The sequence below is a fragment of the Streptosporangium saharense genome, assembly GCF_014203715.1.
In the GTDB taxonomy this organism is placed as follows: Bacteria; Actinomycetota; Actinomycetes; order Streptosporangiales; family Streptosporangiaceae; genus Streptosporangium; species Streptosporangium saharense.
This window is the reverse complement of sequence record NZ_JACHJP010000002.1, coordinates 1,153,238-1,179,579: the sequence shown is the minus strand read 5'-3', so window position 1 is coordinate 1,179,579 and position 26,342 is coordinate 1,153,238. Positions and strand designations below refer to the sequence as shown.

The window sequence follows — 26,342 nt, the reverse complement described above, 5'->3', positions numbered from 1 at the left end:
GCACCACCCCGGAAACAACGTTACGGACAGTATCCAATCGTCGCTCTGAGTGTGCGGCGTCGGGTGCCCCCGAAGAGCGGAGAACGGCGTAGGCTTCCCACGCGGACACGCGACCAGGGGAGGAAAGAGGCCTTATGTCCGACTCGTTTGTGCATCTTCACGTTCACACGGAGTACTCCATGCTCGATGGAGCCGCCCGTCTGAAGCAGATGTTCAAACAGGTCGGTGACCTGGGCATGCCGGCGATCGCGATGACCGACCACGGCAACATGCACGGCGCCTACGACTTCTACCGGCAGGCGACCGGCGCCGGCATCAAGCCGATCATCGGCATCGAGGCCTACGTCGCGCCCGGCTCCCGGCACCGGAAGAAGCCGGTGCTGTGGGGTGAGCCGCACCAGCGGCGCGACGACGTCTCCGCGGGTGGCTACTACACCCACATGACGATCTGGGCGCGCGACGAGCGCGGCCTGAAGAACCTGATGAAGCTCTCCTCGCGCGCCTACACCGAGGGCTTCGTCCGCAAGTGGGCGAGGATGGACGCCGAGATCCTGGCCGAGCACTCGGAAGGCCTGATGGCCACGACCGGCTGCCCGTCGGGCGAGGTCCAGACCCGGCTGCGGCTGGGGCAGTTCGACGAGGCGCTCGCCGCGGCGGCCAAGTACCAGGAGCTGTTCGGCAGGGACAACTACTTCCTGGAGATCATGGACCACGGGCTCGACATCGAGCGCCGGGTCCGCGAGGGCCTGACCGAGATCTCCAGGAAGCTGAACATCCCGCCGCTGGTCACCAACGACTCCCACTACACCTACGAGTCGGACGCGACCTCCCACGACGCGCTGCTGTGCATCCAGACCGGCAAGCAACTGGCCGACCCCGACCGGTTCCGCTTCGACGGCAGCGGCTACTACATCAAGACCGCCGACGAGATGCGGGCTGTCGACACCTCGGACCTGTGGGCCGAGGGGTGCAGGAACACGCTGCTGGTCGCCGAGCGGGTCGATCCCACCGGCATGTTCGGCTTCAGGAACCTGATGCCGACCTTCCCCGTGCCCGAGGGGGAGACCGAGGAGAGCTGGTTCCGCAAGGAGATCGAGCGGGGCATGCGGCGGCGCTACCCCGAGGGCGTGGACGAGGTCCACCGCAGGCAGATCGACTACGAGATGGACATCATCCTCCAGATGGGGTTCCCCTCGTACTTCCTCGTGGTCGCCGACTTCATCATGTGGGCCAAGAACAACGGCATCCGTGTCGGCCCTGGGCGTGGTTCGGCCGCGGGCTCGCTGGCGGCCTACGCGCTGGGCATCACCGACCTCGACCCGCTGCCGCACGGCCTGATCTTCGAGCGGTTCCTCAACCCCGACCGCGTCTCCATGCCCGACGTCGACATCGACTTCGACGAGCGTCGGCGCGGTGACGTGATCCGTTACGTGACGGAGAAGTACGGCGCCGACAAGGTCGCCATGATCGCCACCTTCGGCACCATCAAGGCGAAGGCGGCCATCAAGGACGCGGCTCGCGTCCTTGGATATCCGTACGCGCTCGGCGACAGGGTGTCCAAGGCCTTCCCGCCCGCGGTGATGGGCAAGGACATCCCGCTCTCGGGCATCTTCGACAGGGACCACCCCCGCTACAACGAGGCCGGTGAGCTGCGCAGGCTGTACGAGGAGGACGTCGACGTCAAGTCGGCCATCGACCTCGGCAGGGGTCTTGAGGGCCTGATCCGGCAGACCGGTGTGCACGCCGCGGGCGTCATCATGTCGTCGGAGGTGCTGACCGACTACATCCCGATCATGCGCCGCGACTCCGACGGCGCGATCATCACGCAGTTCGACTACCCGACCTGCGAGACGCTCGGCCTGCTGAAGATGGACTTCCTTGGCCTGCGCAACCTCACGATCATCGACGACTGCCTGAAGATGATCGAGGCCAACACCGGCACCGCGATCGACCTGCTCAAGCTGCCGCTGGACGACCGCAGGACCTACGAGCTGCTCGGCAGGGGCGACACCCTGGGCGTGTTCCAGCTGGACGGCGGCGGCATGCGCTCGCTGCTGCGGCTGATGCGCCCCGACAACTTCGAGGACATCTCCGCCGTCGGCGCGCTGTACCGCCCGGGACCGATGGGCGCCAACTCGCACACCAACTACGCGCTGCGCAAGAACGGCCAGCAGGAGATCGTCCCGATCCACGAGGAGTTCAGGGAGCCCCTGGCCGACATCCTCGGCACGACCTACGGCCTGATCGTCTATCAGGAGCAGGTCATGGCCATCGCGCAGAAGGTCGCCGGGTTCTCGCTCGGCAAGGCGGACCTGCTGCGCCGCGCGATGGGCAAGAAGAAGAAGGCCGAGCTGGACAGGCAGTTCGAGTCCTTCGAGCAGGGCATGAAGGCCAACGGCTACTCGGCCGCGGCGATCAAGACCCTCTGGGACATCCTGCTCCCCTTCTCCGACTACGCCTTCAACAAGGCGCACAGCGCCGCCTACGGACTGGTCTCCTACTGGACCGCCTACCTCAAGGCCAACTACCCGGCCGAGTACATGGCCGCCCTGCTGACCTCGGTCAAGGACGACAAGGACAAGTCCGCGCTCTACCTCAACGAGTGCCGCCGCATGGGCATCAAGGTGCTCCCGCCGGACGTCAACGACTCCGACTTCGACTTCACCCCGCGCGGCAGCGACGTCAGGTTCGGCCTCTCGGCCATCCGCAACGTCGGCGGCAACGTGGTCGACGGCATCATCTCGGCGCGCAGGGAGAAGGGCCGCTTCGCCGACTTCAAGGACTTCCTGCGCAAGGTCCCCATGATCGTCTGCAACAAGCGGGTCATCGAGTCGCTGATCAAGGCGGGTGCCTTCGACTCCTTCGCGCACGAGCGCAAGGGCCTGGTCCTGATCCACGAGCAGGCCGTGGACAGCGTCATCGGCATCAAGAAGAACGAGGCGCAGGGGCAGGACTCGCTGTTCGGCGCCGTCGAGGGAGCCGAGGACCAGACGTTCGACGTGCGGATCCCGGCGGGGGAGTGGGACAAGAACACCGTGCTGCAGTTCGAGCGCGAGATGCTCGGCCTGTACGTCTCCGACCACCCGCTCTTCGGCGTCGAGCACATCCTGTCCGCGGGCGCCGACTGCTCGGTCGCCGCCCTGCAGGACGAGACCCGTCCCGACGGCCAGATCGTCACCGTCGGCGGCATCCTGTCCGGCGTGCAGCGCAAGGTCACCAAGAAGGGCGACACCTGGGTCCTGACCATGCTGGAGGACCTGGAGGGCGCCATCGAGGTGATGATCTTCCCCTCGGCCTACCAGCTCTGCTCGACAGTCCTGGCCGAGGACGCCATCGTCTTCGTCAAGGGCCGCCTGGACAAGCGCGAGGACGTCGGCAAGATCATCGCCATGGAGGTCACCGCCCCCGACCTCACCGGGGAGGGAGGCGGCCCGCTGCCGGTCAGCCTCCCGCTGGCCCGCTGCACCCCGCCGCTGATCGGCCGCCTCAAGGAGGTGCTGATCGCCCACCCAGGCAAGACCGAGGTCCACCTCCAGGTGCACAACGGGCCGAAGACCACGGTCGTGCGCCTCGACGACCGCCTGCGCGTCGCGCTCTCCCCGGCCCTGATGGGCGACCTGAAACAGCTCCTCGGCCCGGCCTGCCTGGGCGCCTGACGCTCACTCCGTCCGGGAAGCCTGGGAAGGCCGGGAGAACAGGAGCGTGGGCTCGGCGAGGATGTCGCGGCCCGTCTCGCCGCGGTAGATCTTGTCCACGCTGCCGAAGCGGGCCGTGGCGTAGTCGAACCCGAGCAGGGCCGAGGCTTCGCGGACCGAGGCCTCGTCGGGTCCCTCGATCTCGACGAAGGTCGGCAGGTCCGGCCAGGTGTCGATGTCGAAGACGACCTCGCCGAGCCGCCACTCCTCCCGGTAGTTCTCCTGGTAGCGGGCCTCTCGCAGGCCGAGCCGCCGCAGGATCTCGGCCATGGCGCGCGAGTCGCCGACCTCGGTCTCGATCTCGGTGGTGCCGTCGATGACTGTGGCGTCGGTGACCTGCTTGAGCGTGAGGGTCGTACGGCCCGCCTCGTCACGCAGCCGGAGCCACTGGCCGTCGTCGAAGGCGTCGCTCTCGAAGATCCTCCTGGTCATGAGGGTCCGGGGGAACACCTGGACGGCCCCCAGGGAGGTCAGCCCGGCCCGCAGGGCGGTGACGTCGACGGACAGGAACGTGGCCTCGTACTCGTGCTCCATACTCTCCTTCTTCCGGTGTCGGTCATCCTTCCTCGTGATCATTCAACCGTGCTGTCCCCCCTGGGGACGAATGCCGGATCGTCCGGAAAGGGGAGGTTCGGGGGCGGCGGATTCGCGATCATGATGAGGTCGTGTTCCCGGCTTCGAGGAGTGACCTTCGTGGGGCGTCGTGGGGTTGTGATCGTCGGACTTGGACTGAGCGCCGCGCTCGTGGCGGGCGCCACCCTGCCCGCGCAGGCGGCGGAACCGCAGGAGGGGACGCTCGACCGCGCAGGACTTGAGGAGACCCTCGCCGCGATCCGCGACGCGGGCATGTACGGCGTCTACTCCAGCGTCCGGGACGGCCGGCAGGAGTGGGACGGCGCGGCGGGGGTCGCCGACGTGGAGACGGGCAGACCGGTACGGCCCGGCATGCGCCACCGGGTCGGCAGCATCACCAAGACCTTCACCGCGGTCGCGATCCTCCAGCAGGCCGGGAAGGGCCGCGTCGACCTGGACGCGCCCGTCGCGCGCTACCTGCCGAGGCTGCTGCCCGCCGACCTCGGGCGGAAGGTCACCGTGCGGACGCTGCTCAACCACACCAGCGGGATCGGCGACTACGTCGTCGGCGCCTTCCCCTCGCTGGCCCAGGGCTCGGCCGCGAGCCTGGACGAGGGACGTTTCCGTACGATCCGCCCGGAGGAACTGGTGCGGCTCGGCGTCGCGGCGCCCAGGACGGGGGAGCCGGGGCAGAACTGGTCCTACTCGAACACCAACTACGTCATCGCCGGGCTGCTGCTGGAGAAGGTGACGGGCGAGTCGGCGCAGCGGTACATCACCCGGGAGGTCATCCAGCGGGCCGGGCTGCGCGAGACCTCCTTCCCGCGCACGCCGGTCATCCCCGGGCCGCACTCCAAGGCCTACGAGTCGCTCTACGGGCTCATCGACCCACCGCGTGACTACAGCGTCTACGACATGTCGTGGGCCCACACCGCGGGCGCCATCGTCTCGACGACCGACGACCTCGACCGGTTCTACCGGGTGCTGCTCGGCGGCGGGCTGCTGCCCAGGGCACAACTGGCCCAGATGCGGACCACGGTGCCGGTCACCGACGCCCAGGGCAACGTCCTGATGAACTACGGCCTGGGCATCTACGCCCAGGACCTGCCCTGCGGCCGGTTCTGGGGCCACGACGGAGGGGTCTTCGGCATGGGCACCTTCTCCCTGTCCAGCCAGGACGGCCGCCGTCAGATCTCCCTGGGGATCAACCTGATGAAGTACCAGCGTTTCGACGACAACGGCGTCCTGCAGCCGCACCCGATCGACTACGCGCTCGGCGACCACCTGCTGCGGGCACTGTGCGGTCCCGGTACGGCCCTGGCCAGGGGGACGACCCTGACGCCCTTCCCGACCCAGCAGGTCCTGGTCAAGCGGTAGGCGTCAGCGGGCCGGGGGCCGCAGGCGGGGCTGGCGGTGCCGTTGCTGCTGGCGCTGCTGTTGCTGGTGCTTGTGCTTCTTCCAGCGGGTCCTGCCACCCCGGTAGCCACGGTCCGCGCCGAGGCTGCGCCGCTCGTCGGGAGCGTCGGCGTCCTGCCCGTCCGCGCGGTCGTCCCCGTTGCCGTCGCGCTTTTTGTCCTCCTTCTCCAGGCCCGGGGTGTAGCCGCCGCCGAAGCGTGACATGTCCGGATGGTGGAAGGAGGACTCCTCGACGTCACCCAGGGCGCCCTCCATGGAGGAGACCCAGATGGGACCCGGCAGGGAGGCGCCCTGCACCTGCCCGTAGTACTCGCCGCCGATCGTCACGTCACGCAGCGGGTAGCGGTAGGCGCCCCTGATGTCGCCGACGCTGACCGCGGCGGCCAGGTCGGGGGTGTAACCGGCGAACCAGGCGGAGGTGTAGCCGTTGTTCGTGCCGGTCTTGCCCGCCGCGTCACGCCCGATGCCCTGCCCCGTCATGGTCCCCTTGGTGAACACCCCGGACAGCACGTGGTTGACCGCGTCGGCCACGTCCCGCTCGATCGCCTGAACGCAGCTCGGCGGCACCGGCACGTGTGTGCCGTCCCGCTCCACGATGTCCACGATGGCCATCGGCCTGCAGTAGCGGCCCCGGGCGGCGAACGCGGCGAAGGCCGCGGCGACCGTCACCGGGTCCATCTCGTTGACGCCGAGGGTGAAGGTCGGCACCTCGCGCAGCGGGGTGCCGTCGGCGCGGACCACGCCGAGCGCCTTGGCGGTCTTGACCACCTGGCACAGGCCGACCCGGCGCTCCAGCATCATGTAGAAGATGTTCACCGACTTCCAGGTGCCGGTCGAGATGCTGTGCGGCCCGCCGCTGCCCTCGCCGCTGGCGTTGAAGATCTGGGTGTTCGGGTCGTTCACCCGGTGACCGTGGCAGTCGAAGTAGCCCCCGGAGGGCACGAAACTGCCCGGCGTCATGAAGCCGTCGTCGAAACGCCAGCCCCTGCCGAGCGCGGTCGCCAGGGTGAACGCCTTGAACGTGGACCCGGCCTGGAAGCCCTGCCCGCCGCCGTGCGCCATGTCCGCGGGCAGGTTGTAGGTGGTGCTCGGGCCGTTCTTCGCGTTGCCCGAGTTGACGCCGTACTTCTTGCTGGCCGCCATCGCCCTGATCCTGCCGGTCCCCGGCTCGATCATCGCCTCCGCGGCGACCTCGGTGTCCTTCGCCGAGACGCGCGAGGTGATGGCGCGCTGCGCGGCCCGCTGGGCCTTCGGGTCGAGGGTGGTGCGCAGCACGATGCCGCCCCTGGCCAGCAGCCGCTCCCGAGCCGCCCTGGTGTGGCCGAAGGCGGGGTTGTTCACCAGCTCCTTGTGCACGTAGAGGCAGAAGTAGGGATAGGCGCTTCCCGCGCACCCACCGGGCTCGGGCCGCATGTGGATGTCCAGCGGGGTGCGTTTGACCGCCTTGGCCTGCGCCGCCGGGACGTTGCCGAGCTGGGCCATCCGGTCGAGCACGATGTCCCTGCGCTCCCGCAGCCGGTGCCTGCGCTGCGGCCCGAGCGAGGGATCCGTCGCGTACGGCGTGCGCACCGCCCCGGCCAGGGTCGCCGCCTGCTTCAGGGTCAGGTCGGCGGCCGAGACGGAGAAGAACCGCTGGGCGGCCGCCTCGACCCCGAACGCCCCGGCGCCGAAGTAGGCGATGTTGAGATAGCGCTCCAGGATCTCGGGCTTGGAGTACTTGTTCTCCATGGCCAGCGCGTAGCGCAGCTCGGTGATCTTGCGTCTGAGGCTCGGCTCGCGGGCCCTGTCGCGTTCGGCCTCGGTCTCGGCGCCCTCGACCAGGATGTTCTTGACGAGCTGCTGGGTGAGGGAGGAGCCGCCCTGCCGTACGCCACCGGCCTGGGTGTTGGTGACCAGGGCCCGCAGCGTTCCCTTGATGTCCAGGCCCGCGTGCTCGTAGAAGCGGGAGTCCTCGATCGCCACGATCGCCTGGCGCATGGCCGGGGCGATCTGGTCGAGCTTCACGATCTTCCGGTTCTCCGTGTAGAACTGGGCGAACTGCTTGCCGTTCCTGTCCAGGAGCACCGTCCGCTCGGGAAGCGGGTCCTCCCTCGGGCTGGGGGGCAGGTCGGTGAACAGGCGTGTGACCGTGTTGGTGGTGATGCCCGCGCCGCCGACCGTCGGCAGGGCGATGGCCGCGACCAGGAGCCCGCCGAGCACGCCGCAGGCCGTCAGGCCCCACAGGCACGCGGCGAGCCCGCGCCTCACCTCGGATGATCGCAATGTCACAGACAGTAACGTGCGGCCATGGGGGCGGGGGCAAACGCCCGACCGTGAATCTTTACTCTTCCACGACCGCTTCCCTGCTGACCCGCAGGCCCAGGGAGGCGAACTGCTCGAACGGGCGGTGGTAGCCCCGCTCGATGTGGTGCACGCCCCGCAGCGTCGAGGTGCCCTCGGCCGCGGCGGCGGCCAGGACGGCGGAGAACCCGGCCCGGATGTCGGGCAGCGTCACGTCGGCGCCGCGCAGCTTCGACACGCCCCGCACGACCGCGGAGTGCTTGGCGTTGGTGTCGTGGTAGCGGCAGGCGGGGCCGCCGAGGCACACGTCGAAGACCTCGATCTCGCAGCCCATCTTCTGCAGCGCGGGCACGTAGACCAGCCGGTTCTCGAAGACCGTCTCGTGCAGCACCGACATGCCCTGGGCCTGGGTGAACAGCACCATCAGCGGTGTCTGCCAGTCGGTCATGAACCCCGGGTGCGTGTCGGTCTGCACCGCGGCGGCCCGCAGTCCCTCGGGTGCCGAGGCCGAGACGTAGTCGTCGGTGATGTCCATCTCCGCGCCCATCCTGGCGAGGGTGGTGATGGCGGTCACCAGGCGGTCCTGCGGGCAGCCGTGCACCCTGACCTCGCCCCCGGTGATCAGGCCCGCCGCGAGGTAGGAGAAGGCCTCGATGCGGTCGCCGTTCAGCCAGGTCGAGGCGCCACGCAGCCTCCTGACGCCCTCGATCACGATGCGCCGGTCCGGGCTCAGCTCGATGCGCGCGCCCATGCGCTGCAGGAACAGGGCGAGCTCCACCACCTCAGGCTCCATGGCGGCGCCCTTGAGGACCGTCTTGCCCTCGGCGAGCACCGCCGACATCAGGATCGTCTCGGTCGCGCCCACACTGGGGTAGGGCAGCTCGATCCGGGTGCCGCGCAGCCGCCTGGCCTTGGCGTAGACCCCGGTGTCGCTCACCTCGACCTCGGCGCCCATCGCGCGCAGCGCCTCGACGTGGAAGTCCACGGGCCTGCGCCCGATCGGGTCGCCGCCGACCAGCGGCACGAACGCCTCACCGGCCAGGTGCAGCAGCGGGCCGAGCATCAGGATGGGGATGCGGTTGAGACCGGTGAACGCCGCGGGGACGTGCGGGTTGATCCGCTCGCTCCTGGCGACCCTGATCTCCCTGGGGGTGATCTCGACGTCGATGCCGAGCGCCCGCAGCATCTGCGCGGTGATGCCGACCTCGCCCACGTCGGGGGCGTTGTGAATCGTGCTCTCCCCCGCGCCCAGCATCGCGGCGACCATGTGCTTGGACACGCCGTTCTTCGAGCCGCGGACCTCGACGTCGCCGCGGAGCGGTCCGGAAGGCTCGATCAGCCACACCTCTTCGTTCACCCGGACAGCGTAACGGGATTCGCCCTGACTCTCCGGGAACACGACCCGGGATCGGTAACATCGGGCACATCAGTACAGACATCAGTACAGCGGGTAGGGGGAGACTTTGCGGCATGCGCGCGACTTCGCCGTCACCGTGCTGGTCCTGGGGGTCCTCGGGGTGGTGGCCGGTGTCCTGTGGTCGATGCTCGCGCCACGCCCGCCGTACGTGATGACCGGGCAGGGGCCGCTGCTGGCCGATCCCTCGACGCAGGCGCTGATCGCGGGAGACGGGCTGTACGCCCTGGTCACCGGGGTGATCGGGCTGGCCTGCGGCGCCGTCGGCTACACCCTCTCGCGCCGGGGCAGGCCGCTGGCGATCGTGGTCGGCCTGGCCACGGGGGGCCTGCTCGGGGCCTACCTGGCGACCCTCATCGGCGGGACGATCAACCTCGCCCCGGCCCCGGTCATGGCCTCGGGCAACTCCGTCTCGCTGTTCCCCGGGCCGCTCGCGCTGACCGCCAAGGGGTTCATGTTCGCCTGGCCCACGCTGGCGGTCGGCCTGTTCTTCGCGCTTGAGGGCATCGCGGGCTACCGGGACTCGCCGCTGCGCACGCCCTTCGGCGGCCAGGACCCCTACGGCCCGCTGTCCGGCTACGACATCAGCGGGCGTTAGCCTCCCGGTCATCCGGCAGGGGGAGGCGGGGTCCCCCTGGCGGCGGGTTCGGGTGTCCACGGCGCCCGGCTACCGTCGCCTGCCATGACGACGGCGAGACGCAGATGGATCGGGGTGGCCCTGGTGGCCCTGGCCCTGGTCCTGGCTGGACTGAGCACCCTGACGTTCCTGCGGGCCGAGGAGACGCGGGAGAGGCTCGACGGGCAGCGGCGGAAGGTGGCGGAGCTGCTCGCCGAGGCGGACGGCGTCAAGGAGACCGACCAGGTCCGCCACGACGAGCTGGCGGGGGAGGCGGCCCGCTACAGCGGCTTCGCCGCCGCGGACGAGGAGGAGTACGGCTCCCGCCACACGGCCGCCGTGCTCCTGGGCGCCGGGGCCTCCGCCAGCCTGGCCGGGTGCCTGATCCTGCTCCTGCCCGCCGTACGCGGATCGAGGCGGCAGCGGGTCTGAGGGGGCCGCTCAGCGCAGGGCGGGTCTGCGTGCGCCGTGGCCGGTCGCCCGCTCGAAGACGTGGGCCAGGCGCAGCACGCCCAGGTCGTCGAAGGGCCGCCCGACGATCTGCACGCCGACCGGCAGCCCGTCCCCGGTGAAGCCGCAGGGCACCGAGATCGCCGGGGCGTGCAGCACGCTGACCCAGTAGGCCGAGCGCATCCACGCCAGATAGTCGGGCATCGGCTCCCCGGCGATCTCCGAGACGTACGGCTCGCCGACCGGGAACGGCGGCACCTGACTGACCGGCGCGACCAGGAAGTCGTGGTCGCCGAAGAAACGGCTCATCCGCCGGTACAGGCCGCTGCGCAGCCGTTCGGCCCTGGCCAGGTCGGCCCCGGTGACCTTCAGGCCCTGCTCGACGTTCCAGCGCACGTTGGCCCCGAGCCGCTCGGCGGGCATGCCGCCGTAGGACAGCGCGTAGTACCACGCCCGATAGACGCGGAAGGCCTCCTCGGCGTCGGACAGGTCGAGCCTGACCTGCTCGACCCTGGCGCCGAGACCTTCGAGGACCCGGGGGGCGAGCGCGGTGACCCTGGCGGTCTCCGGATCGACCGGCAGGCCCCCGAGGTCGGGGCTCCAGGCGATCCGCAGCCGCGCGGGGTCGGTCTCCAGCGACCCGGCGAACGCCGCGCCGCTCTCGGTGACCGAAAGCGGGGAGGAGGCGTCGAAACCGGAGATCACGCTCATCAGCAGCGCCAGGTCCGTCACGGTGCGGGCCATCGGCCCCGGCACGCCGAGGGTGAACCACGCCGCCGTGGGGGAGGGGGCGGGCACCCGTCCCGGCGTCGGCCGCAGCCCGACCACGTTGCAGAAGGAGGCCGGGTTGCGCAGCGAGCCGCCCATGTCGGAGCCGTCGGCCAGCGGGACCATCCCGGCCGCGAGCGCCGCCGCCGCCCCGCCGCTGCTGCCGCCCGCCGAGCGTGACAGGTCGTAGGGGTTGCGGGTCACGCCGAACAGCTCGTTGACCGTGTGGGAGCCGGTGCCGAACTCGGGGGTGTTGGTCTTGCCGAGGGTGATCGCCCCGGCCTCGCGCATCCGCCGTACGAGGAGGGAGTCGCGCGGCGGGACGTGGTCGGCGAACAGCGGCGAGCCGTACGTGGTGCGGATGCCCGCCGTCTCGGTCAGGTCCTTGTGCGCGACCGGCAGGCCGTGCAGCGGGCCGCGCCACTCGCCGCGCGCCAGGTCGCGGTCGGCCTGCTCGGCCTCGGCGAGGGCGCGCTCGGCCGTCAGCGTGACGATCGCGTTGACGCGCGGGTTGACCTCCTCGATCCTGCGCAGGTGCGCCCGCAGCAGCTCCACGGCCCCCACCTGCCGGGTCCGCAGCAGCTCCAGCATCTCCAGGGCGGTCAGGTAGAACATCAGTCCGTCTTGCCGATGGGGGCGGTGGTCGCCCGCGTCAGCCGTACCAGCTCGGCGGGGGCCGTCTCGATCTGCAGGCCCCTGCGCCCGGCGGAGAAGTAGATCGTGTCGAACTCCAGGGCGGAGGCGTCGACCACGGTCGGCAACGCCCTGCGCTGGCCGAGCGGGCTGATGCCGCCGACCACGTAGCCGGTGACCCGCTCGACCTTGGCGGCCTCCGCCATGGCGGCCTTCTTGCCGCCGAGCGCCGCGGCGAACGCCTTGAGGTCGAGTTTGCCCGCCACGGGCACCACCGCGACGGCAAGCCCGCCCTCGACCTCGGCGACCAGCGTCTTGAAGATCCGCTCGTACGGCACGCCGAGCGCGTCGGCCGCCTCCTCGCCGTAGGCCTGGGAGTTCGCGTCGTGCTCGTAGGGGTGGAGGGTGAAGCCGACCTTGGCCTGGGTCAGCGCGACCGTCGCCGGGGTGCCCTGACCGCCCTTGCTCCTGCTCTTGCTCACGGAGGGAGTCTAACCACCCAGAAAAATCTACAATGTAAAGGGCGTGTCCGGATGATGGTACGGAACAAGACCGGGTGCCGGACCTCCGTAGACTAGACGGGTGATTTCTCGTACCGACCTGCGCGGGTCCCTGCCGAGGGACCTCCGCGTCGTGCTGCCCCGTGCCGAGCTCGACGTCGAAGCCGCCCTTGAGGCGGTCAGGCCGATCTGCGAGGACGTGCATCATCGCGGCGCCGAGGCGGTACGGGAGCTCACCGCGAGGTTCGACGGCGTCGAGCTGGCCTCGACCCGGGTGCCCGCGGCGGAGATCACCAAGGCGCTGGAGAACCTCGACCCCAGGGTCAGGGCCGCCCTTGAGGAGTCGATCCGCAGGGCCCGCCTGGTCCACCGCGACCAGCGCCGCACCGACGTCACGACCCAGGTCGTGCCGGGCGGCACCGTCACCGAGCGCTGGGTCCCCGTCGAGCGGGTCGGCCTCTACGTGCCGGGCGGCAGGGCGGTCTACCCGTCGAGCGTCGTGATGAACGTCGTCCCCGCCCAGGAGGCGGGCGTGCCCTCGCTGGCCGTCACCTCGCCCGCCCAGAAGGAGTTCGGCGGGCTGCCGCACCCGACGATCCTGGCCGCGTGCGCGCTGCTCGGGGTCGAGGAGGTCTACGCCGTCGGCGGCGCCCAGGCGGTCGCGATGTTCGCCTACGGCACCGAGGAGTGCGAGCCGGTCACCATGGTCACCGGCCCGGGCAACATCTGGGTCGCGGCGGCCAAGCGGCTGCTCAAGGGCGTCATCGGCATCGACTCGGAGGCGGGTCCCACCGAGATCGCGATCCTCGCCGACGCCACCGCCGACCCGGTGCACGTGGCCGCCGACCTGATCAGCCAGGCCGAGCACGACGTGATCGCCGCCTCGGTGCTGGTCACCGACTCCGTCGAGCTGGCCGACGCCGTGGAGCGCGAGCTGCCCGGCCAGGTGGCGGCGACCAAGCACGGCGAGCGCGTCACCGAGGCCCTGTCCGGGCGTCAGTCGGGCATCCTGCTCGTCGACGACATGGAGGCGGGGCTGCGGGTGGTGGACGCCTACGCCGCCGAGCACCTGGAGATCCAGACCGCCGACGCCGCCGCGCTCGCCGCCCGGGTGCGCAACGCGGGTGCGATCTTCGTCGGCGCCCACGCGCCGGTCTCGCTCGGCGACTACCTCGCCGGTTCCAACCACGTGCTGCCGACCGGCGGCTGCGCCTGTCACTCCTCAGGCCTGTCCGTGCAGACGTTCCTGCGTGGCATCCACGTCGTGGACTACACCCGTGAGGCGCTGGCGTGCTCGGCCGCGCACGTGTGCGTGCTGGCCGACGCCGAGGACCTGCCCGCGCACGGCGCCGCCGTGCGCGCCCGGTTCGGATGGGAGATCCCCGATGAGGCTTGAGGACCTGCCCATCCGTGACGACCTGCGAGGACGCACGCCGTACGGCGCGCCGCAGATCGACGTCCCGGTGCGGCTGAACACCAACGAGAACCCCTACGGCCCCTCCGAGGCCCTGGTCGCCGACCTGGCCGAGGCCGTACGGTCCCAGGCGGGTGAGCTCAACCGCTATCCCGACCGGGACGCGGTCGCGCTGCGCGAGGACCTGGCGGCCTACCTCGGGCACGGCCTGACCCACGAGCGGGTCTGGGCGGCCAACGGCTCCAACGAGGTGATCCAGCAGATCCTGCAGGCCTTCGGCGGCCCCGGGCGCTCGGCGCTCGGGTTCGAGCCGTCCTACTCGATGCACCCGATCATCACCACCGGCGCCTCGACCGAGTGGATCGCCGGGGCGCGGGAGGACGACTTCGGGATCGACCCGGACAAGGCCGTCGCCGCGATCGAGGAGCACCGGCCCGCGGTCGTGTTCCTGACCTCGCCGAACAACCCGACCGGCACCGCCCTCGACCCCGAGGTCATCGCCAGGGTCGTCGAGGCGGCGCCCGGCATGGTCGTCGTGGACGAGGCCTACTTCGAGTTCGCCCGCACCGGGACGCCGTCGGCGCTGACGCTGCTGCCGGCCAACCCCCGGCTCATCGTGACGCGGACCATGTCCAAGGCGTTCGCCATGGCCGGAACCCGGCTCGGCTATCTCGCCGCCCACCCGGCGGTGATCGAGGCGCTGCTGCTGGTGCGGCTGCCGTACCACCTGTCGTCGCTCACCCAGGCGGCGGCGCGCGTCGCGCTCGCCCACCGCGAGGAGCTGCTCGGCACCGTCGACACGTTGCGCGCCGAGCGTGACGCGACGGTCGGCTGGCTGCGCTCCAAGGGGCTTGAGGTGGCCGACTCCGACGCCAACTTCGTGTTGTTCGGCCGTTTCCCCGACAGGCGCACCGTCTGGCGGGACATGCTCGACCGCGGGGTGCTGATCCGCGAGGTCGGCCCGCCCGGGTGGCTGCGCGTGTCCATCGGAACGACCGAGGAGATGGCGGCCTTCCGCGCCGCCCTGGAGGGAACCCTGTGAGCAGTCCTGCCGGAGCCGAGCCCACCCGGCGCCTCGGCCGCGTCGAACGCGCGACCAAGGAGACGTCCGTGCTGGTCGAGGTCGATCTCGACGGCACCGGATACGTCGACGTGTCCACCGGGGTCGGTTTCTACGACCACATGCTGAACCAGCTCGGCAAGCACGGTCTGTTCGACCTGACCGTGAAGACCGAGGGCGACCTGCACATCGACTCGCACCACACGATCGAGGACACCGCGCTCGCGCTGGGCGCCGCCTTCCGTGAGGCGCTGGGCGACAAGTCGGGCATCAGACGGTACGGCAACGCGTCGTGCCCGCTGGACGAGGCCCTCGCGCAGGTCACGGTCGATCTGTCGGGCAGGCCGTACCTCGTGCACAGCGAGCCGGAGGGCATGGCCCCGATGATCGGCTCCGCCTACGACACGACGATGACCCGGCACATCCTGGAGTCGTTCGTCGCGCAGGCCGCGATCTGCCTGCACGTCCACGTGCCCTACGGCCGCAACGCCCACCACATCGTCGAGGCGCAGTTCAAGGCGCTGGCCAGGGCGCTGCGGGAGGCCAGTGAGCTCGACCCCAGGGCGACCGGGGTGCCCAGCACCAAGGGCGTCCTGTGATCGACAACTGGACGACCGTCGCCTTTGCCTTCCTCGCCCTGTTCCTGGTGGGCGGGGTCGTGTCCTTCCTCAAGCAGGGCCTGAAGAAGGGCGCGCTGCTGCTGGGCGCGCTCGCGGCCATGGCGGTCACCGCGGCGGTGCTGTGGCGATGAGGATCACGGTTCTGGACTACGGCTCGGGCAACCTCCGCTCGGCCGAGCGGGCGCTGGCCAGGGTCGGCGCGACCGTCACGGTCAGCTCCGACTACGACCAGGCGATGGAGGCCGACGGGCTGGTCGTTCCCGGCGTCGGTGCCTTCGCGGCCTGCATGGCGGGGCTGCGGGCCGTGCGGGGGGAGCGCATCATCGACCGCCGCCTGTCCGCGGGCAGGCCGGTGCTGGGCATCTGCGTCGGCATGCAGATCCTCTTCGAGACGGGCATCGAGCACGGTGTCACGACCGAGGGCTGCGGCGAGTGGCCGGGCACCGTCGAGCGGCTGGAGGCCCCGGTCCTGCCCCACATGGGGTGGAACACCGTCAACGCTCCCGAGGGCAGCGTGCTGTTCGCCGGGCTCGACCCGCAGACGCGCTTCTACTTCGTGCACTCCTACGGCGTGCGCGACTGGGAGCTCAAGGCGGGGCCGGGGTTCACCGACCCCCTGGTCACCTGGTCGGAGCACGGGGTGCCGTTCGTCGCGGCGGTGGAGAACGGCCCGCTGACGGCTACCCAGTTCCATCCGGAGAAGTCGGGCGACGCGGGGGCGCAACTGCTCACCAACTGGCTCGACAGCCTCGGGTGATGTCCTCGCCGTCGAGGCTCCCGTGAGCAGGGAGCGGGCCAGGCGCAGGGCGGAACGCGAGGCCGAGCAGGCGAAGCAGGCCGCCCTGCGCGCCGTACGGGAGGCCAGGCTCGCGCGGCGGCGTGAGCTGGCGGGCCGGGTCACCGCCCTGCTGCCCCGCAGGCCCGTCAGGATCGCCGCCCAGCGCGGCATCAAGGCCCGCCGCCGCAGGGCGCAGAACGGCCTCGTGGCGGTGCTGTTCCTCATCGCGCAGGTCATCGCCTGGCTGCTGTGGTCCTCGTGGGCCGCACGGTTCGGGGTGTTTGTCCTTTCTATTCTGCTTGTACCGGTTTTTATCACTCTCGTCTTCGACCGGAGGTCCTGATCAGATGTCGCTAGAGTTGCTGCCCGCCGTGGACGTCGCAGACGGCCAGGCGGTCCGCCTGGTCCAGGGGGCGGCGGGCACCGAGACCTCGTACGGCGACCCGCTGTCCGCCGCACTCGCCTGGCAGGAGGCGGGCGCCGAGTGGATCCATCTGGTCGACCTCGACGCGGCCTTCGGCCGGGGCTCCAACCGTGAGCTGCTCGCCTCCGTGGTCGGCGCGCTCGACGTGAAGGTCGAGATGTCCGGCGGCATCCGCGACGACGCCTCCCTTGAGGCGGCGCTGGCCACCGGCTGCCGCCGCGTCAACATCGGCACCGCCGCCCTGGAGAACCCCGTCTGGTGCTCCAAGATCATCGCTGAGTACGGCGACCGCATCGCGATCGGCCTGGACGTGCGCGGCACCACCCTGGCCGCCCGGGGCTGGACCGAGGAGGGCGGCGACCTGTGGGAGGTGCTCGAACGCCTTGAGCGCGACGGCTGCCCCCGCTACGTCGTCACCGACGTCACCAAGGACGGCACGCTGCGCGGCCCCAACCTGGACCTGCTCCGCGAGGTCTGCTCCCGCACGGAAAGGCCCGTGGTCGCCAGCGGCGGCGTCTCCTCCCTGGACGACCTGCGGGCCCTGGCCGAGCTGGTCCCGCTCGGCGTCGAGGGCGCGATCGTCGGCAAGGCGCTCTACGCCCAGGCGTTCACCCTGGAGGACGCCCTGGCGGCTGTCGGATGACCGTCGCGGTACGTGTGATCCCCTGCCTGGACGTGGACGCCGGGCGGGTGGTCAAGGGAGTCAACTTCGAGAACCTCCGCGACGCGGGGGACCCGGTCGAGCTGGCCCGCCGTTACGACGCGGAGGGGGCCGACGAGCTGACGTTCCTGGACATCACGGCGTCGAGCTCCGACCGTTCCACGACCTACGACGTGGTGCGCAGGACGGCCGAGCAGGTCTTCATCCCGCTGACCGTCGGCGGGGGAGTGCGCTCCGTCGAGGACGTGGACAGGCTGCTGCGGGCGGGCGCCGACAAGGTCGGGCTGAACACGGCCGCCATCGCCAGGCCCGAACTGCTGACGGAGGCGTCCCAGCGGTACGGCGCGCAGTGCATCGTGCTGTCCGTCGACGCCCGCCGCGTCGTGGACGGCCCGCCGACCCCCTCGGGGTTCGAGGTCACCACCCACGGAGGGCGCCGGGGCACCGGGCTCGACGCGGTCGAGTGGGCCCGCAGGGCCGAGGAGCTCGGCGCGGGGGAGATCCTGCTCAACTCCATGGACGGGGACGGCACCAAGCAGGGCTACGACCTGGAGATGATCCGCGCGGTGCGGGCGGTGGTCTCGGTGCCGGTGATCGCCAGCGGCGGGGCCGGGGCGCTTGAGGACTTCCCCCCGGCCGTCGAGGCGGGGGCGGACGCGGTCCTGGCGGCCTCGGTTTTCCACTTCGGCCAGCTCAGGATCGGCGAGGTGAAGGACGCCCTGCGCGCGGCGGGGCATCCCGTCCGCTGAGGTGACTCGCCGGGCCTCCGCGCGGCTCAGCCGGGGGTCCGGGCGACGATCAGGTCCAGCAGGCCGGGGAAGCGGGCCTCCAGATCGGTCACGCGCACGTGACCGCGACGCTCCAGGCCGTACTGACGCCGCCTGATGAGCCCGGCCTCTGAAGTGGTGAAAGCGACGACTTGGGGCGGTCGAGGCCGAACCGTTCCCGCTCGACCAGCAGTTCGCGCACGATCCGGATGCGCAGCGCGCCCAACACCGTCTCCAGGCGAAGTCCCCCGCCGGGGGCGGCTCGCCGCGCTGCCGGTCGGGGTGGATTCTCGCCGGATGATCCGCTACGGAACCGGTGACTATGCTGGTGGGCATGACCGCCATGGCACCGACCAGCACAGCGCCCGACCTGTCGTTCCTGCTGGACCACACCGGCCATGTCCTGCGGACCCGGATGGCCGCCGCGCTCGCCGAGCTGGGGCTCACGGCCCGCATGCACTGTGTGCTGGTGCACGCCCTTGAGGAGGAGCGCACCCAGATCCAGCTCGCCGAGATCGGTGACATGGACAAGACCACGATGGTGGTGACGGTGGACGCCCTGGAGCAGGCCGGTCTCGCCGAGCGCCGCCCGTCCAGCACGGACCGGCGGGCCAGGATCATCGCGGTCACCGAGGACGGCGCGCGGATCGCCGAGCGGAGCCAGGAGATCGTCGACCGCGTGCACCGGGAGGCGCTCGCGGCGCTCCCCGAGGAGGAGCGGGAGATCCTCCTGCGGGCGCTCGGGCGCCTGGCGACCGGCCACCTGGCCACCCCCGCGGAGAACCCCCAGCCGGTACGGCGCGCCCGCCAGCGGACAAGCTAGTCCCGAAAGAAATCGTCTACTACAAAACTATCTGCTACGGTCTCTCCTGTCGTCCTCGTCCGACAGGAGAGAATCCATGTCCCTCGTCTCCGCCCCTCCCATGTCACGGTCCCGCTGGACCGCCCTCGGGGCCATCGCCACGAGCCTGCTGATGACCATCCTCGACGGCAGCATCGTGACCGTGGCGATGCCGGCCATCCAGAACGACCTGGGATTCTCCCCGGCCGGACTGAGCTGGGTGGTCAACGCCTACCTGATCGCGTTCGGCAGCCTCCTGCTGCTGGCCGGACGGCTCGGCGACCTGGTCGGCCGCAAACGCGTCTTCCTGGCGGGGACCGTGGTCTTCGTCGCGGCCTCCGTGCTGGCCGGGGTGTCCACCACCGCCGAGACGCTGATCGTCGCCCGCTTCCTGCAGGGGGTCGGCAGCGCCGCGGCCTCCGCGGTCGGCCTGGGCATCCTGGTGACGCTGTTCACCGACCCCCGGGAGCGCGCCAGGGCGATCGCCGTCTTCAGCTTCACCGGAGCCGCGGGCGCCTCGATCGGCCAGGTGCTCGGCGGCCTCCTCACCGACGCCCTCTCCTGGCACTGGATCTTCTTCATCAACCTGCCGATCGGGCTCGCGGCGCTGGCGGTGGCCGTACCCGCGCTGCCCACCGACCGTGGGCTCGGCCTCGCCGCGGGGGCCGACGCGCTCGGCGCCCTCCTGGTCACCGCCGGTCTGATGCTCGGCATCTACACCGTCGTCGGCACCGGGGAGCACGGCTGGCTCTCGGCGCGCACCCTCGGCCTCGGCGCCCTGTCCCTCGCCCTGCTCGCCGGGTTCCTCCTCCGCCAGGCCACCGCGCGGACCCCCCTCATGCCGCTGCGGATCCTCAGGTCACGCGGTGTCTCCGGGGCCAACCTGGTCCAGGTCCTGATGGTGGCGGCGCTGTTCTCCTTCCAGATCCTCCTGGCCCTCTACCTGCAGCGGGTCCTCGGGTACGGCGCGGCACGGACCGGCTTCGCGATGCTCCCCGCCGCCGTGGTCATCGGCGTGGTCTCCCTGGGAGTCTCCGCCAGGCTCAACGTCCGCTTCGGGGAGCGCAGGGTGCTGCTGGCGGGGCTGGTGCTCCTGGTCGTGCTCCTCGGGCTGCTCGTCCGCCTTCCGGTGCGTGCCGACTACGTCACCGACCTGCTCCCGGTGATGCTGCTCGCGGCGGGCTTCGGCCTCGCCCTCCCGGCGCTGACCACGCTCGGCATGTCCGGCGCGGGGGAGGGCGACGCCGGGCTCGCCTCCGGGCTGTTCAACACCACGCAGCAGATCGGCATGGCCCTGGGTGTCGCGGTGCTCTCGACCCTGGCGGCCTCCCGCACCGGGGACCTGCTCACCGGCGGCGCGAGCCAGGCCGTGGCGCTGACCGGTGGCTACCGTCTGGCCTTCACCGTCGGCACGGGACTTCTCCTCGCCGCCCTCGCCGTCGCCCTCCTCGTGCTGCGCGAGCCGCGCCGGAGGTGAGTTCTCAGAAGGCGCGGAAGTGGTTGAACAGTTCGTAGGGGACGTCCTCGGCCGCGAAGGCACGGGCCTCGGAGCGCTTGACGGCCAGATAGGCGGAGGCCCGGAGCGGACCGAGGGCGTTCATCAGCAGTTCGTCGGCCTCAAGGGCGTCCAGGGCCTCCTCCAGCGAGCGCGGCAGCCGGGGGAGGCTGCCCTCGGGGAGCGTGGCGGGATCGACGTCGACGGCCTCGCCGGGGTCGAGCCCCCTGCGGATGCCGTCCAGGCCCGCGTGGATGACGGCGCCGAGCGACAGGTAGGGGTTGGCCGAGGAGTCGGAGGGCTTGATCTCCAGATTGGCCGACGCCTCGGCCGCCCCGCGCATGGGGGAGCAGATCCGCACCGCGGCCTCCCTGTTGTCCATGCCGTAGCAGGCGTAGGCGCTCGACCACATCCTCGGCCCCAGACGCCGGAAGCTGTTCACCGAGCCGCAGGTCAGGGCGGTGAGCGCGGGAAGGTGCGCGAGGAGGCCGCCGATGAACCGGTAGGCGATCGCCGAGGCGCCGTACCGGTCGGCGGGGTCGCCGAAGGCGTTGGCGCGCAGCTCGGGATCCCACAGGGACAGGTGCAGGTGCGCCCCGTTACCCGCCTGGTCGGCGATCGGCTTCGGGGCGAGGGAGGCCCACAGCGACATGCCGAAGGCTACGCCCCTGGCGGTCTCCCGGTAGATGACCTGGTTGTCGGCGGCGCGCATGGCCTGGGCGTGCCGGACGGACAGCTCCTGCTGACCGTGGCCGAGCTCGGGGTGGTAGTGCTCGACCCGCAGCCCCTGCGCCTGCAGGGCGCGCACCAGGCGCATGGCGTAGTCGTGGGCCAGGTCGAAACCGGAGGTGGCGTAGCAGAGGCTGTCGTCCAGCGGGACGAGCCTGTCCGGCTCGCCGTCGGCGCCGGGGACGCGGCGGCCCAGGGTGAACTCGGGCTCGAAGGCGGCGACCGCGACGAGCCCCTCCTTCGCCAGGGTGGCGACGGCCTCGCGGAGGAAGGTGCGCGGGCACGCCGCCCACGGGGAGCCGTCGATCTGACGCAGGTCCGCCAGCATGGCCGCGGCGCCGGGGGCGTAGGGGAGGGCGACGAAGGTGGACGGATCAGGCACCAGACGGACCTCACCGACCGGGCCGAGCCCCTCGACCTCCTGGAGCTGGTCGAGCATGTTCATCGCCATCATCGCCACGGTGTGCCCGATGCCCGAGCCGAGCCGTTCCGCGAGCCGGGAGCGGGAGGCGGCCTTGCCGCGGATCACCCCGCCGTGGTCGGCGTACAGGAAACGGACCAGCTCGATGCCCTCCGTTTCGACGCGTTCGAGGACGCGCCGCTCCGCGGGATCGGGTGGATGGACCCCGGTGACGCTGTAGCGCTCTGCCATGCTCCCTGGGTAACACGTCCCGAAGGGCAGTGGAAGCACATCGCGTGGCGACGCGGCGTCACGGGGTACGCGCTTCCGCGTGGGGCGTGCGGAAGCGCCTGAGAAACAGGTCAGGGGTGGGGAGAACCCCCACCGTCGGTCAGCTCAACACACGTGTGAAGAACAGCGACAGTTGGTCCGCCGCCCTCACGATCCCGTCGAAGACTCCGTTCACCGCGTTCGCCGCGTCGGCGGGCCTGGTGAACAGATAAAAGGCCACGAACGCCACCGCGACATAGGTGGCGACCTTCTTGACCTGCATGGGGGGCCTCCTGCTGCTCCAGTCCCAGCCGTTATACCCGGATTTTAATGATCTTTGGCATCTTCGGCCCGGGTGGCTCCCGGATTTTGATGATCATACCTGTTGAGCGGTGGGAATCCATGGCCAGATCGTTAGATTGGCATGAGTCACCTCCGCAATGGTGCGGTGGCGAAGCGGTTCTGTCCAATCCCGAATGCCAGGTATACCGCTGGCGTTAGGGCGGTCCGAAGATCGTTGGGACCGGGGCACGGGCTGTGACCAGCGGACCGGCCCCTCGCGCCGGTCACGGTTGGTTTTCCGGTTTTCTGCCGTGACCGCCCTACGCCTCGACCGTCGCGCTCTCCCGCACGTCTGCGACGGGCTCCACGGTGACGGGGCTCACACGCCCGCGCCGCGGCAGCAGGCACAGCGGTACGGCGACGGCCATCCCGGCCACGAGCAGACCCGCCACGCCCAGGGTGAGGGCGTCGGGCCGCACCAGGGGCTGGCCGCGCAGCGCCTGCCAGGTCACCAGCGCCACCAGGCCGGTGTAACCGGCTCCGGCGATCAGGATGAGGCGCAGCCGTACAACCTGGTCGCGGATGCCCCGGGTGAGCAGGGCCAGCAGCGGCAGCACCTGCAGGGCGTGCATGCCGAAGAAGTGCGGCACGCGCAGGTCGCCGCCGGTCGTGCTCCAGCCGAGCAGGGACAGGCCGGGGCCGCCGTCGGGGACGCCGACGCTGTGCGCGCCGAGGACGGCGGCGGTGGTGTCGGCGAGCTGGGCGGAGGTCGGCGGGAGCATCAGGATGGCCACGGCGAGACCGGCCGCCGAGACGACGAGGCCGATGCGGATCGCCCAGGTGTCGGCCGGGGTCGCCTGACGCTCGAACAGCACCAGGAAGGCCGCGGCCAGGTTGGTCAGCATGAGGACCATGACGGTCGTGCCCATCAGGGCGTACAGGGACGAGTCCAGCGCCGTGGAGAAGTTGAAGTGGCTGTGCCGTCCCCGGATGACCTGGCTGATGATCACCGTGATCTCGACGACGCACGCGATCGCCATCACGCTGCCGAGCAGCCAGCTCAGGCGCTGTGCCGTACGCCGCAGGGACAGTAGCCAGGCCCAGGTCAGGCCGTAGGCGACGAAGGAGAGGGTGAATTTCAGGGGCTTGAGCCAGATGGGCAGGCCGTCAAGGACGCGATGGTCGAGGAAGACGCCGAACAGGGAGATGACGGCCAGGACGGCCATGATCGCGGACATCAGGAGGAGCGGGCGGTGCCAGCGGGTCATCCAAGGTCCTTCATATAGATAACGGATTTATCCGTTATCTATAGCTAAACTTAGGCGTGATCACAAGAGGAGGTGGCTGCGGTGCGGATGGCGGACCTGAGTCGGGCGACGGGTGTCTCGGTCCCGATGATCAAGTTCTACCTGCGGGAGGGGCTGCTTCCCAGCGGGGAGCGGACCAGCCCCAACCAGGCGAAATACGGCCAGGAGCATGTACGGCGGATCCGGCTGGTGCGGGCGATGGCCGACTACGCGGGCCTGTCGATCGCCGCGATCCGCGAGGTGCTCGGCCACCTCGACGATCCCTCGCACGGCCTGCACGACCGTCTCGGCCACGCCCAGACGAGCATCACGACCCGGCGTGAGCCGGGGGAGGGCGAGGAGTGGGCCGCGGCGATGCGCGAGGCCGAGGACCTGATCGCCAGGCACGGCTGGCGGCACCATCCCGACAGCCCGCCGATGCGGAGTGTGGCCGGGGTGCTGCTCACCCTGCGCGGGCTCGGCTACGACGGCATCCTCGCCCGGCTCGACGACTACGCCGAGGCGGCGGGTGTGATCGCCGGGGCCGACGTCGCGGGCATGGCCGAGGAGCCGAACCTGGAGCGCATGATCGAGATCGTCGTCGTCGGGACCTCGCTGGGGGACGCGCTGGTCGCGGCGCTGCGCCGGATCGCCCAGGCCAACGTCTCCGCCCGCCTGTTCGGCGACGACTGGAAGAGCGCCCAGTGGGAGAACGTGGACTGGGAGGACGTGCGGCGCCAAGGCGCGGCCCCGGCGGGGCCCGAGGGGGCGGCTACCGGGGAGGGGTAGGTGCCCCGGCGCGATGAACCCGGACGTACTCCGCCGTGTAGTGCCTTAGTACGAAAAATCACTTCAAGTAACGCCTCATAGTGACATCAACTGAAAATTGGGATTCATGTCAACTGAGTATGTCAGGGTTGACGGGCGTATGTAACAGCTTTAATGTCTGACATTGATCGGAGCATGCTGGTAAATCTGCCAGTATGTACGGCGGGGCAGTTTCTGCGATCTACGGGGAGACGAGGGGGTGTGCCGTGCGGATCAAGCGTTGTGCCGGGGTGACCGCCGTTTCTGCCGCTCACCGATGATGTGACCGGCCGTGACCGACCAGGGGGGTCGGTGTCCTGGCTACGGGCCTTCCTCCCGTGTGTCATCTCGCTTCGCGCGTTCTCCGACATCAAAGGAAATTGACATTGGCTGTGAACTCCCTCCCGGTGAAGCCTTGTCTGCGAGCCTCCCTTCGCATCGGCGAGAAGGGCGAGGCGGAATTGCATACCCCCTCAGGGATTGTGGAGGTCGACGTCCCCGATGGCGTGAGCAGGGACGGTTTCCTCGACCTGCTTGGGCGCCTCGACGGCAGCAGGACCATTGAGGACCTGGAGCGCGAGACCGGCCTCGACGGCGAGGTGGTGCGCGAGGTCGTCGAGCCCGCCGTGGGGTGGGGGCTGATCGACGAGGGCGCCGTGCCCGTCGTCTCCCCGGGAACGGCCGCCCTGGCCCGTCTTGAGGGCCTGCTCAACGACCTCCTTGAGGACCTGGTCCTCACCGGCCCGTTCTGGCGGCGCATCCTGGAGCGCCCGCAGCGGCTGCACCCCAACGTCTTCTTCGGCTTCGGCCTTGAGAACTGGTTCCTGCTCTCCAGGGAGAGCGGGCTCGGCTCGGCCGTACAGACCCTGGCGGAGAACGCCGACCTCAGGCAGGCGCTCGACGACTTCGACCGCAGGGGGAGCCGTCACGACGACGTCGCGGTGCGCGCCTTCAGGTCCCTCGGCGCCACCCGCGGCGACCTGCTGCGTGCCCGCCCGCTGCCGACGACCGCGGCCCTGATCAAGATGCTGTCCTGGTGGGCGCGGACCGACCCGCTGTTCTTCGTCGCCACGCTCGGCGTCATCGAGGAGCGCCTTGAGGCGGACAACGAGGAGCCCGTCGCCCGCTGCCCCTTCCTGGCCGCCTGCGAGACGGTCGGGCTGACCCCCGGCTTCGTCGAGCCGATGCGCGCGCACGCCAGGGCCGGGGCGGCCCGCCGCCACGGGGCGCTCAGCCGCGCGCTGTTCGCCAGGATGCCCGGGATCGACGAGGAGACCGAGCGGAGCTGGCAGGCCAAGGCGCACCTGTTCATGGAGACGTACGCGGGCTTCTGCGACGGCGTCCTGGACCACTACTCCGACCCGCACCGCCCGCTGCTGCGCCTGTGCGGCTGACCGGGGCCCGTCTCAGGGCCGCTCGGTCACAGGCCCAGGGACGTGCCCAGCAGCCGGGAGACGGCCTCGCCGGAGCCGACCGTCTCGACCCTGGCGTGCCGCTGGCGGCCGAGGCAGAACAGCGTCAGCTCGCCCGCGGTGCCCCGCACCTCGACCCTGCCGCCGTCCCTGGGGCCGCCGAGCACGACGCCGCCGCCGGTGCGGTGCAGCACGACGCCGACCGGGGATCTGCGCAGTTGCACACGTCCCAGGATCCGCAGCCGTTTCCAGAGGATCTCGTCGAGGCCGGGAGGAAGCTCGCGCGGCTCCCAGTCAGGCTGGGCGCGCCGGACGTCCTCGTGGTGGACGAAGAACTCCAGGGTGTTGACCAGTTCGTCCAGCCCGGGGACCAGGCCGTAGACGCCCGCGGGGCCGGTGCGGACCAGCTCGGTCAGGCCCGCGTGGCCGTACCTCACCTTCAGGGACTCCTGAACCGCGGCGGTGCGCCCGGCCAGCGGGGCGAACGCGATGCCGCCCGCGGCGTCCAGGCGCCTCTCCCGCAGCACGAGGTGGGCGGCGAGGTCGAAGGTGGTCCAGCCCTCGCAGAGGGTCGGGGCGCCCTGGCCGAGCCGGTCGAGCAGGTCGGCGAGCGCGGCGCGCTCGGCGCTGGCATGGGTCATCCGACGATCCTAACAACGCCCCTCGCATGACGTAGAGTGATATATCCGGCACTATGTGAAATCGCCCTAGGGGGTGGTCGAACCGGACAACCTTCGCGCCCAGGACGTGG

At 70.7% G+C, this 26,342-nt stretch carries 26 protein-coding genes; 16 read left to right on the top strand and 10 right to left on the bottom strand.

From position 1 onward, the window contains the following. Window positions 1–134 precede the first annotated feature (134 nt). The gene (gene dnaE, locus FHS44_RS14220; RefSeq protein ID WP_184714453.1) at window positions 135–3,656 is read left to right on the top strand and encodes a DNA polymerase III subunit alpha; all 3,522 of its coding nucleotides are present in this window, start codon (window positions 135–137) and stop codon (window positions 3,654–3,656) included. Window positions 3,657–3,659: 3 nt separating this feature from the next. On the opposite strand, the gene FHS44_RS14215 is transcribed toward dnaE, so the two are convergent. Next, window positions 3,660–4,229, bottom strand: a complete 570-nt coding sequence (locus tag FHS44_RS14215) for a class IV adenylate cyclase (protein WP_184714451.1) — start codon at window positions 4,227–4,229, stop codon at window positions 3,660–3,662. Window positions 4,230–4,388: 159 nt separating this feature from the next. Between FHS44_RS14215 and FHS44_RS14210 the strand changes: the two genes are divergently transcribed. Then, window positions 4,389–5,645 (top strand): serine hydrolase domain-containing protein, encoded by a 1,257-nt coding sequence (locus tag FHS44_RS14210; RefSeq protein ID WP_312863652.1) that lies wholly within the window; start codon window positions 4,389–4,391, stop codon window positions 5,643–5,645. A gap of 3 nt (window positions 5,646–5,648) precedes the next feature. Here the strand turns inward: FHS44_RS14210 and FHS44_RS14205 are convergent, their stop codons facing one another. Both FHS44_RS14205 and murA read right to left on the bottom strand, forming a co-directional pair. Continuing rightward, a complete protein-coding gene (locus tag FHS44_RS14205) occupies window positions 5,649–7,952 on the bottom strand; it encodes a transglycosylase domain-containing protein (protein ID WP_184714450.1) in 2,304 nt (767 codons plus the stop codon). Between the two features lie 52 nt (window positions 7,953–8,004). Then, entirely contained in the window at window positions 8,005–9,321 is a 1,317-nt protein-coding gene (gene murA, locus FHS44_RS14200) for a UDP-N-acetylglucosamine 1-carboxyvinyltransferase (protein WP_184714448.1), read from the bottom strand. Between the two features lie 106 nt (window positions 9,322–9,427). Here murA and FHS44_RS14195 point away from each other — a divergent pair, with 106 nt between their 5' ends. Both FHS44_RS14195 and FHS44_RS14190 read left to right on the top strand, forming a co-directional pair. Next, window positions 9,428–9,976: a hypothetical protein gene (locus FHS44_RS14195; RefSeq protein ID WP_184714446.1), complete on the top strand. Its 549-nt coding sequence runs from the start codon at window positions 9,428–9,430 to the stop codon at window positions 9,974–9,976. Between the two features lie 84 nt (window positions 9,977–10,060). Continuing rightward, complete coding sequence (locus FHS44_RS14190) at window positions 10,061–10,426, top strand: hypothetical protein (protein ID WP_184714444.1); 366 nt, start codon at window positions 10,061–10,063, stop codon at window positions 10,424–10,426. A gap of 9 nt (window positions 10,427–10,435) precedes the next feature. Here the strand turns inward: FHS44_RS14190 and FHS44_RS14185 are convergent, their stop codons facing one another. Together FHS44_RS14185 and ybaK are read right to left on the bottom strand one after the other, a co-directional pair. Then, on the bottom strand, window positions 10,436–11,827 hold the full coding sequence (locus tag FHS44_RS14185; RefSeq protein ID WP_184714442.1) for an amidase: 1,392 nt from the start codon (window positions 11,825–11,827) through the stop codon (window positions 10,436–10,438). After that, the gene (gene ybaK, locus FHS44_RS14180; RefSeq protein WP_184714440.1) at window positions 11,827–12,327 is read right to left on the bottom strand and encodes a Cys-tRNA(Pro) deacylase; all 501 of its coding nucleotides are present in this window, start codon (window positions 12,325–12,327) and stop codon (window positions 11,827–11,829) included. Before ybaK ends, FHS44_RS14185 begins: the two co-directional genes overlap by 1 nt. A gap of 100 nt (window positions 12,328–12,427) precedes the next feature. Between ybaK and hisD the strand changes: the two genes are divergently transcribed. Genes hisD through hisF form a run of 8 tightly spaced genes read left to right on the top strand, consistent with a single transcriptional unit; the run spans window position 12,428 to window position 18,051 of the window. Continuing rightward, entirely contained in the window at window positions 12,428–13,741 is a 1,314-nt protein-coding gene (hisD, locus tag FHS44_RS14175) for a histidinol dehydrogenase (RefSeq protein ID WP_184714438.1), read from the top strand. Continuing rightward, window positions 13,731–14,801: a histidinol-phosphate transaminase gene (locus tag FHS44_RS14170; protein ID WP_184714436.1), complete on the top strand. Its 1,071-nt coding sequence runs from the start codon at window positions 13,731–13,733 to the stop codon at window positions 14,799–14,801. The genes hisD and FHS44_RS14170 overlap by 11 nt, the downstream gene beginning before the upstream one ends. Further along, on the top strand, window positions 14,798–15,418 hold the full coding sequence (gene hisB / locus FHS44_RS14165; protein ID WP_184714434.1) for an imidazoleglycerol-phosphate dehydratase HisB: 621 nt from the start codon (window positions 14,798–14,800) through the stop codon (window positions 15,416–15,418). Before FHS44_RS14170 ends, hisB begins: the two co-directional genes overlap by 4 nt. Beyond that, window positions 15,415–15,570 carry a CG2302 family histidine operon protein gene (locus FHS44_RS14160; RefSeq protein ID WP_184714432.1) on the top strand — a complete coding sequence of 52 codons (156 nt, stop codon included), beginning with the start codon at window positions 15,415–15,417 and terminating at the stop codon, window positions 15,568–15,570. The genes hisB and FHS44_RS14160 overlap by 4 nt, the downstream gene beginning before the upstream one ends. Continuing rightward, complete coding sequence (gene hisH, locus FHS44_RS14155; RefSeq protein WP_221460689.1) at window positions 15,567–16,196, top strand: imidazole glycerol phosphate synthase subunit HisH; 630 nt, start codon at window positions 15,567–15,569, stop codon at window positions 16,194–16,196. The genes FHS44_RS14160 and hisH overlap by 4 nt, the downstream gene beginning before the upstream one ends. A 22-nt stretch (window positions 16,197–16,218) precedes the next feature. Then, complete coding sequence (locus FHS44_RS14150; RefSeq protein ID WP_184714428.1) at window positions 16,219–16,560, top strand: hypothetical protein; 342 nt, start codon at window positions 16,219–16,221, stop codon at window positions 16,558–16,560. Window positions 16,561–16,564: 4 nt separating this feature from the next. Beyond that, window positions 16,565–17,284, top strand: coding sequence for a bifunctional 1-(5-phosphoribosyl)-5-((5-phosphoribosylamino)methylideneamino)imidazole-4-carboxamide isomerase/phosphoribosylanthranilate isomerase PriA (gene priA, locus FHS44_RS14145; protein ID WP_184714424.1), 720 nt, complete (start codon window positions 16,565–16,567; stop codon window positions 17,282–17,284). Continuing rightward, entirely contained in the window at window positions 17,281–18,051 is a 771-nt protein-coding gene (gene hisF, locus FHS44_RS14140; RefSeq protein ID WP_184714422.1) for an imidazole glycerol phosphate synthase subunit HisF, read from the top strand. Before priA ends, hisF begins: the two co-directional genes overlap by 4 nt. 88 nt (window positions 18,052–18,139) lie before the next feature. On the opposite strand, the gene FHS44_RS14135 is transcribed toward hisF, so the two are convergent. Next, on the bottom strand, window positions 18,140–18,298 hold the full coding sequence (locus FHS44_RS14135) for a hypothetical protein (protein ID WP_221460688.1): 159 nt from the start codon (window positions 18,296–18,298) through the stop codon (window positions 18,140–18,142). 105 nt (window positions 18,299–18,403) lie between these two features. Between FHS44_RS14135 and FHS44_RS14130 the strand changes: the two genes are divergently transcribed. Both FHS44_RS14130 and FHS44_RS14125 read left to right on the top strand, forming a co-directional pair. Beyond that, window positions 18,404–18,892, top strand: coding sequence for a MarR family winged helix-turn-helix transcriptional regulator (locus tag FHS44_RS14130; protein ID WP_184714421.1), 489 nt, complete (start codon window positions 18,404–18,406; stop codon window positions 18,890–18,892). A 76-nt stretch (window positions 18,893–18,968) separates the two neighbouring features. Beyond that, window positions 18,969–20,387, top strand: coding sequence for an MFS transporter (locus FHS44_RS14125; protein WP_184714419.1), 1,419 nt, complete (start codon window positions 18,969–18,971; stop codon window positions 20,385–20,387). Window positions 20,388–20,391: 4 nt separating this feature from the next. Here the strand turns inward: FHS44_RS14125 and FHS44_RS14120 are convergent, their stop codons facing one another. The 3 genes from FHS44_RS14120 to FHS44_RS14110 all read right to left on the bottom strand — a co-directional run bounded on the left by FHS44_RS14120 (window position 20,392) and on the right by FHS44_RS14110 (window position 23,354). Continuing rightward, window positions 20,392–21,786 (bottom strand): glutamine synthetase family protein, encoded by a 1,395-nt coding sequence (locus FHS44_RS14120; protein ID WP_184714417.1) that lies wholly within the window; start codon window positions 21,784–21,786, stop codon window positions 20,392–20,394. Between the two features lie 139 nt (window positions 21,787–21,925). Then, window positions 21,926–22,087 carry a hypothetical protein gene (locus FHS44_RS14115; RefSeq protein WP_184714415.1) on the bottom strand — a complete coding sequence of 54 codons (162 nt, stop codon included), beginning with the start codon at window positions 22,085–22,087 and terminating at the stop codon, window positions 21,926–21,928. A gap of 319 nt (window positions 22,088–22,406) precedes the next feature. Continuing rightward, window positions 22,407–23,354: a hypothetical protein gene (locus FHS44_RS14110; RefSeq protein WP_184714413.1), complete on the bottom strand. Its 948-nt coding sequence runs from the start codon at window positions 23,352–23,354 to the stop codon at window positions 22,407–22,409. Window positions 23,355–23,441: 87 nt separating this feature from the next. Here FHS44_RS14110 and FHS44_RS14105 point away from each other — a divergent pair, with 87 nt between their 5' ends. After that, window positions 23,442–24,161: a MerR family transcriptional regulator gene (locus FHS44_RS14105; protein ID WP_221460687.1), complete on the top strand. Its 720-nt coding sequence runs from the start codon at window positions 23,442–23,444 to the stop codon at window positions 24,159–24,161. Between the two features lie 500 nt (window positions 24,162–24,661). Beyond that, a complete protein-coding gene (locus FHS44_RS14100; protein ID WP_184714409.1) occupies window positions 24,662–25,573 on the top strand; it encodes a hypothetical protein in 912 nt (303 codons plus the stop codon). Between the two features lie 26 nt (window positions 25,574–25,599). Here the strand turns inward: FHS44_RS14100 and FHS44_RS14095 are convergent, their stop codons facing one another. Then, window positions 25,600–26,232 (bottom strand): TIGR03085 family metal-binding protein, encoded by a 633-nt coding sequence (locus FHS44_RS14095; protein WP_184714408.1) that lies wholly within the window; start codon window positions 26,230–26,232, stop codon window positions 25,600–25,602. Window positions 26,233–26,342: the final 110 nt, after the last annotated feature.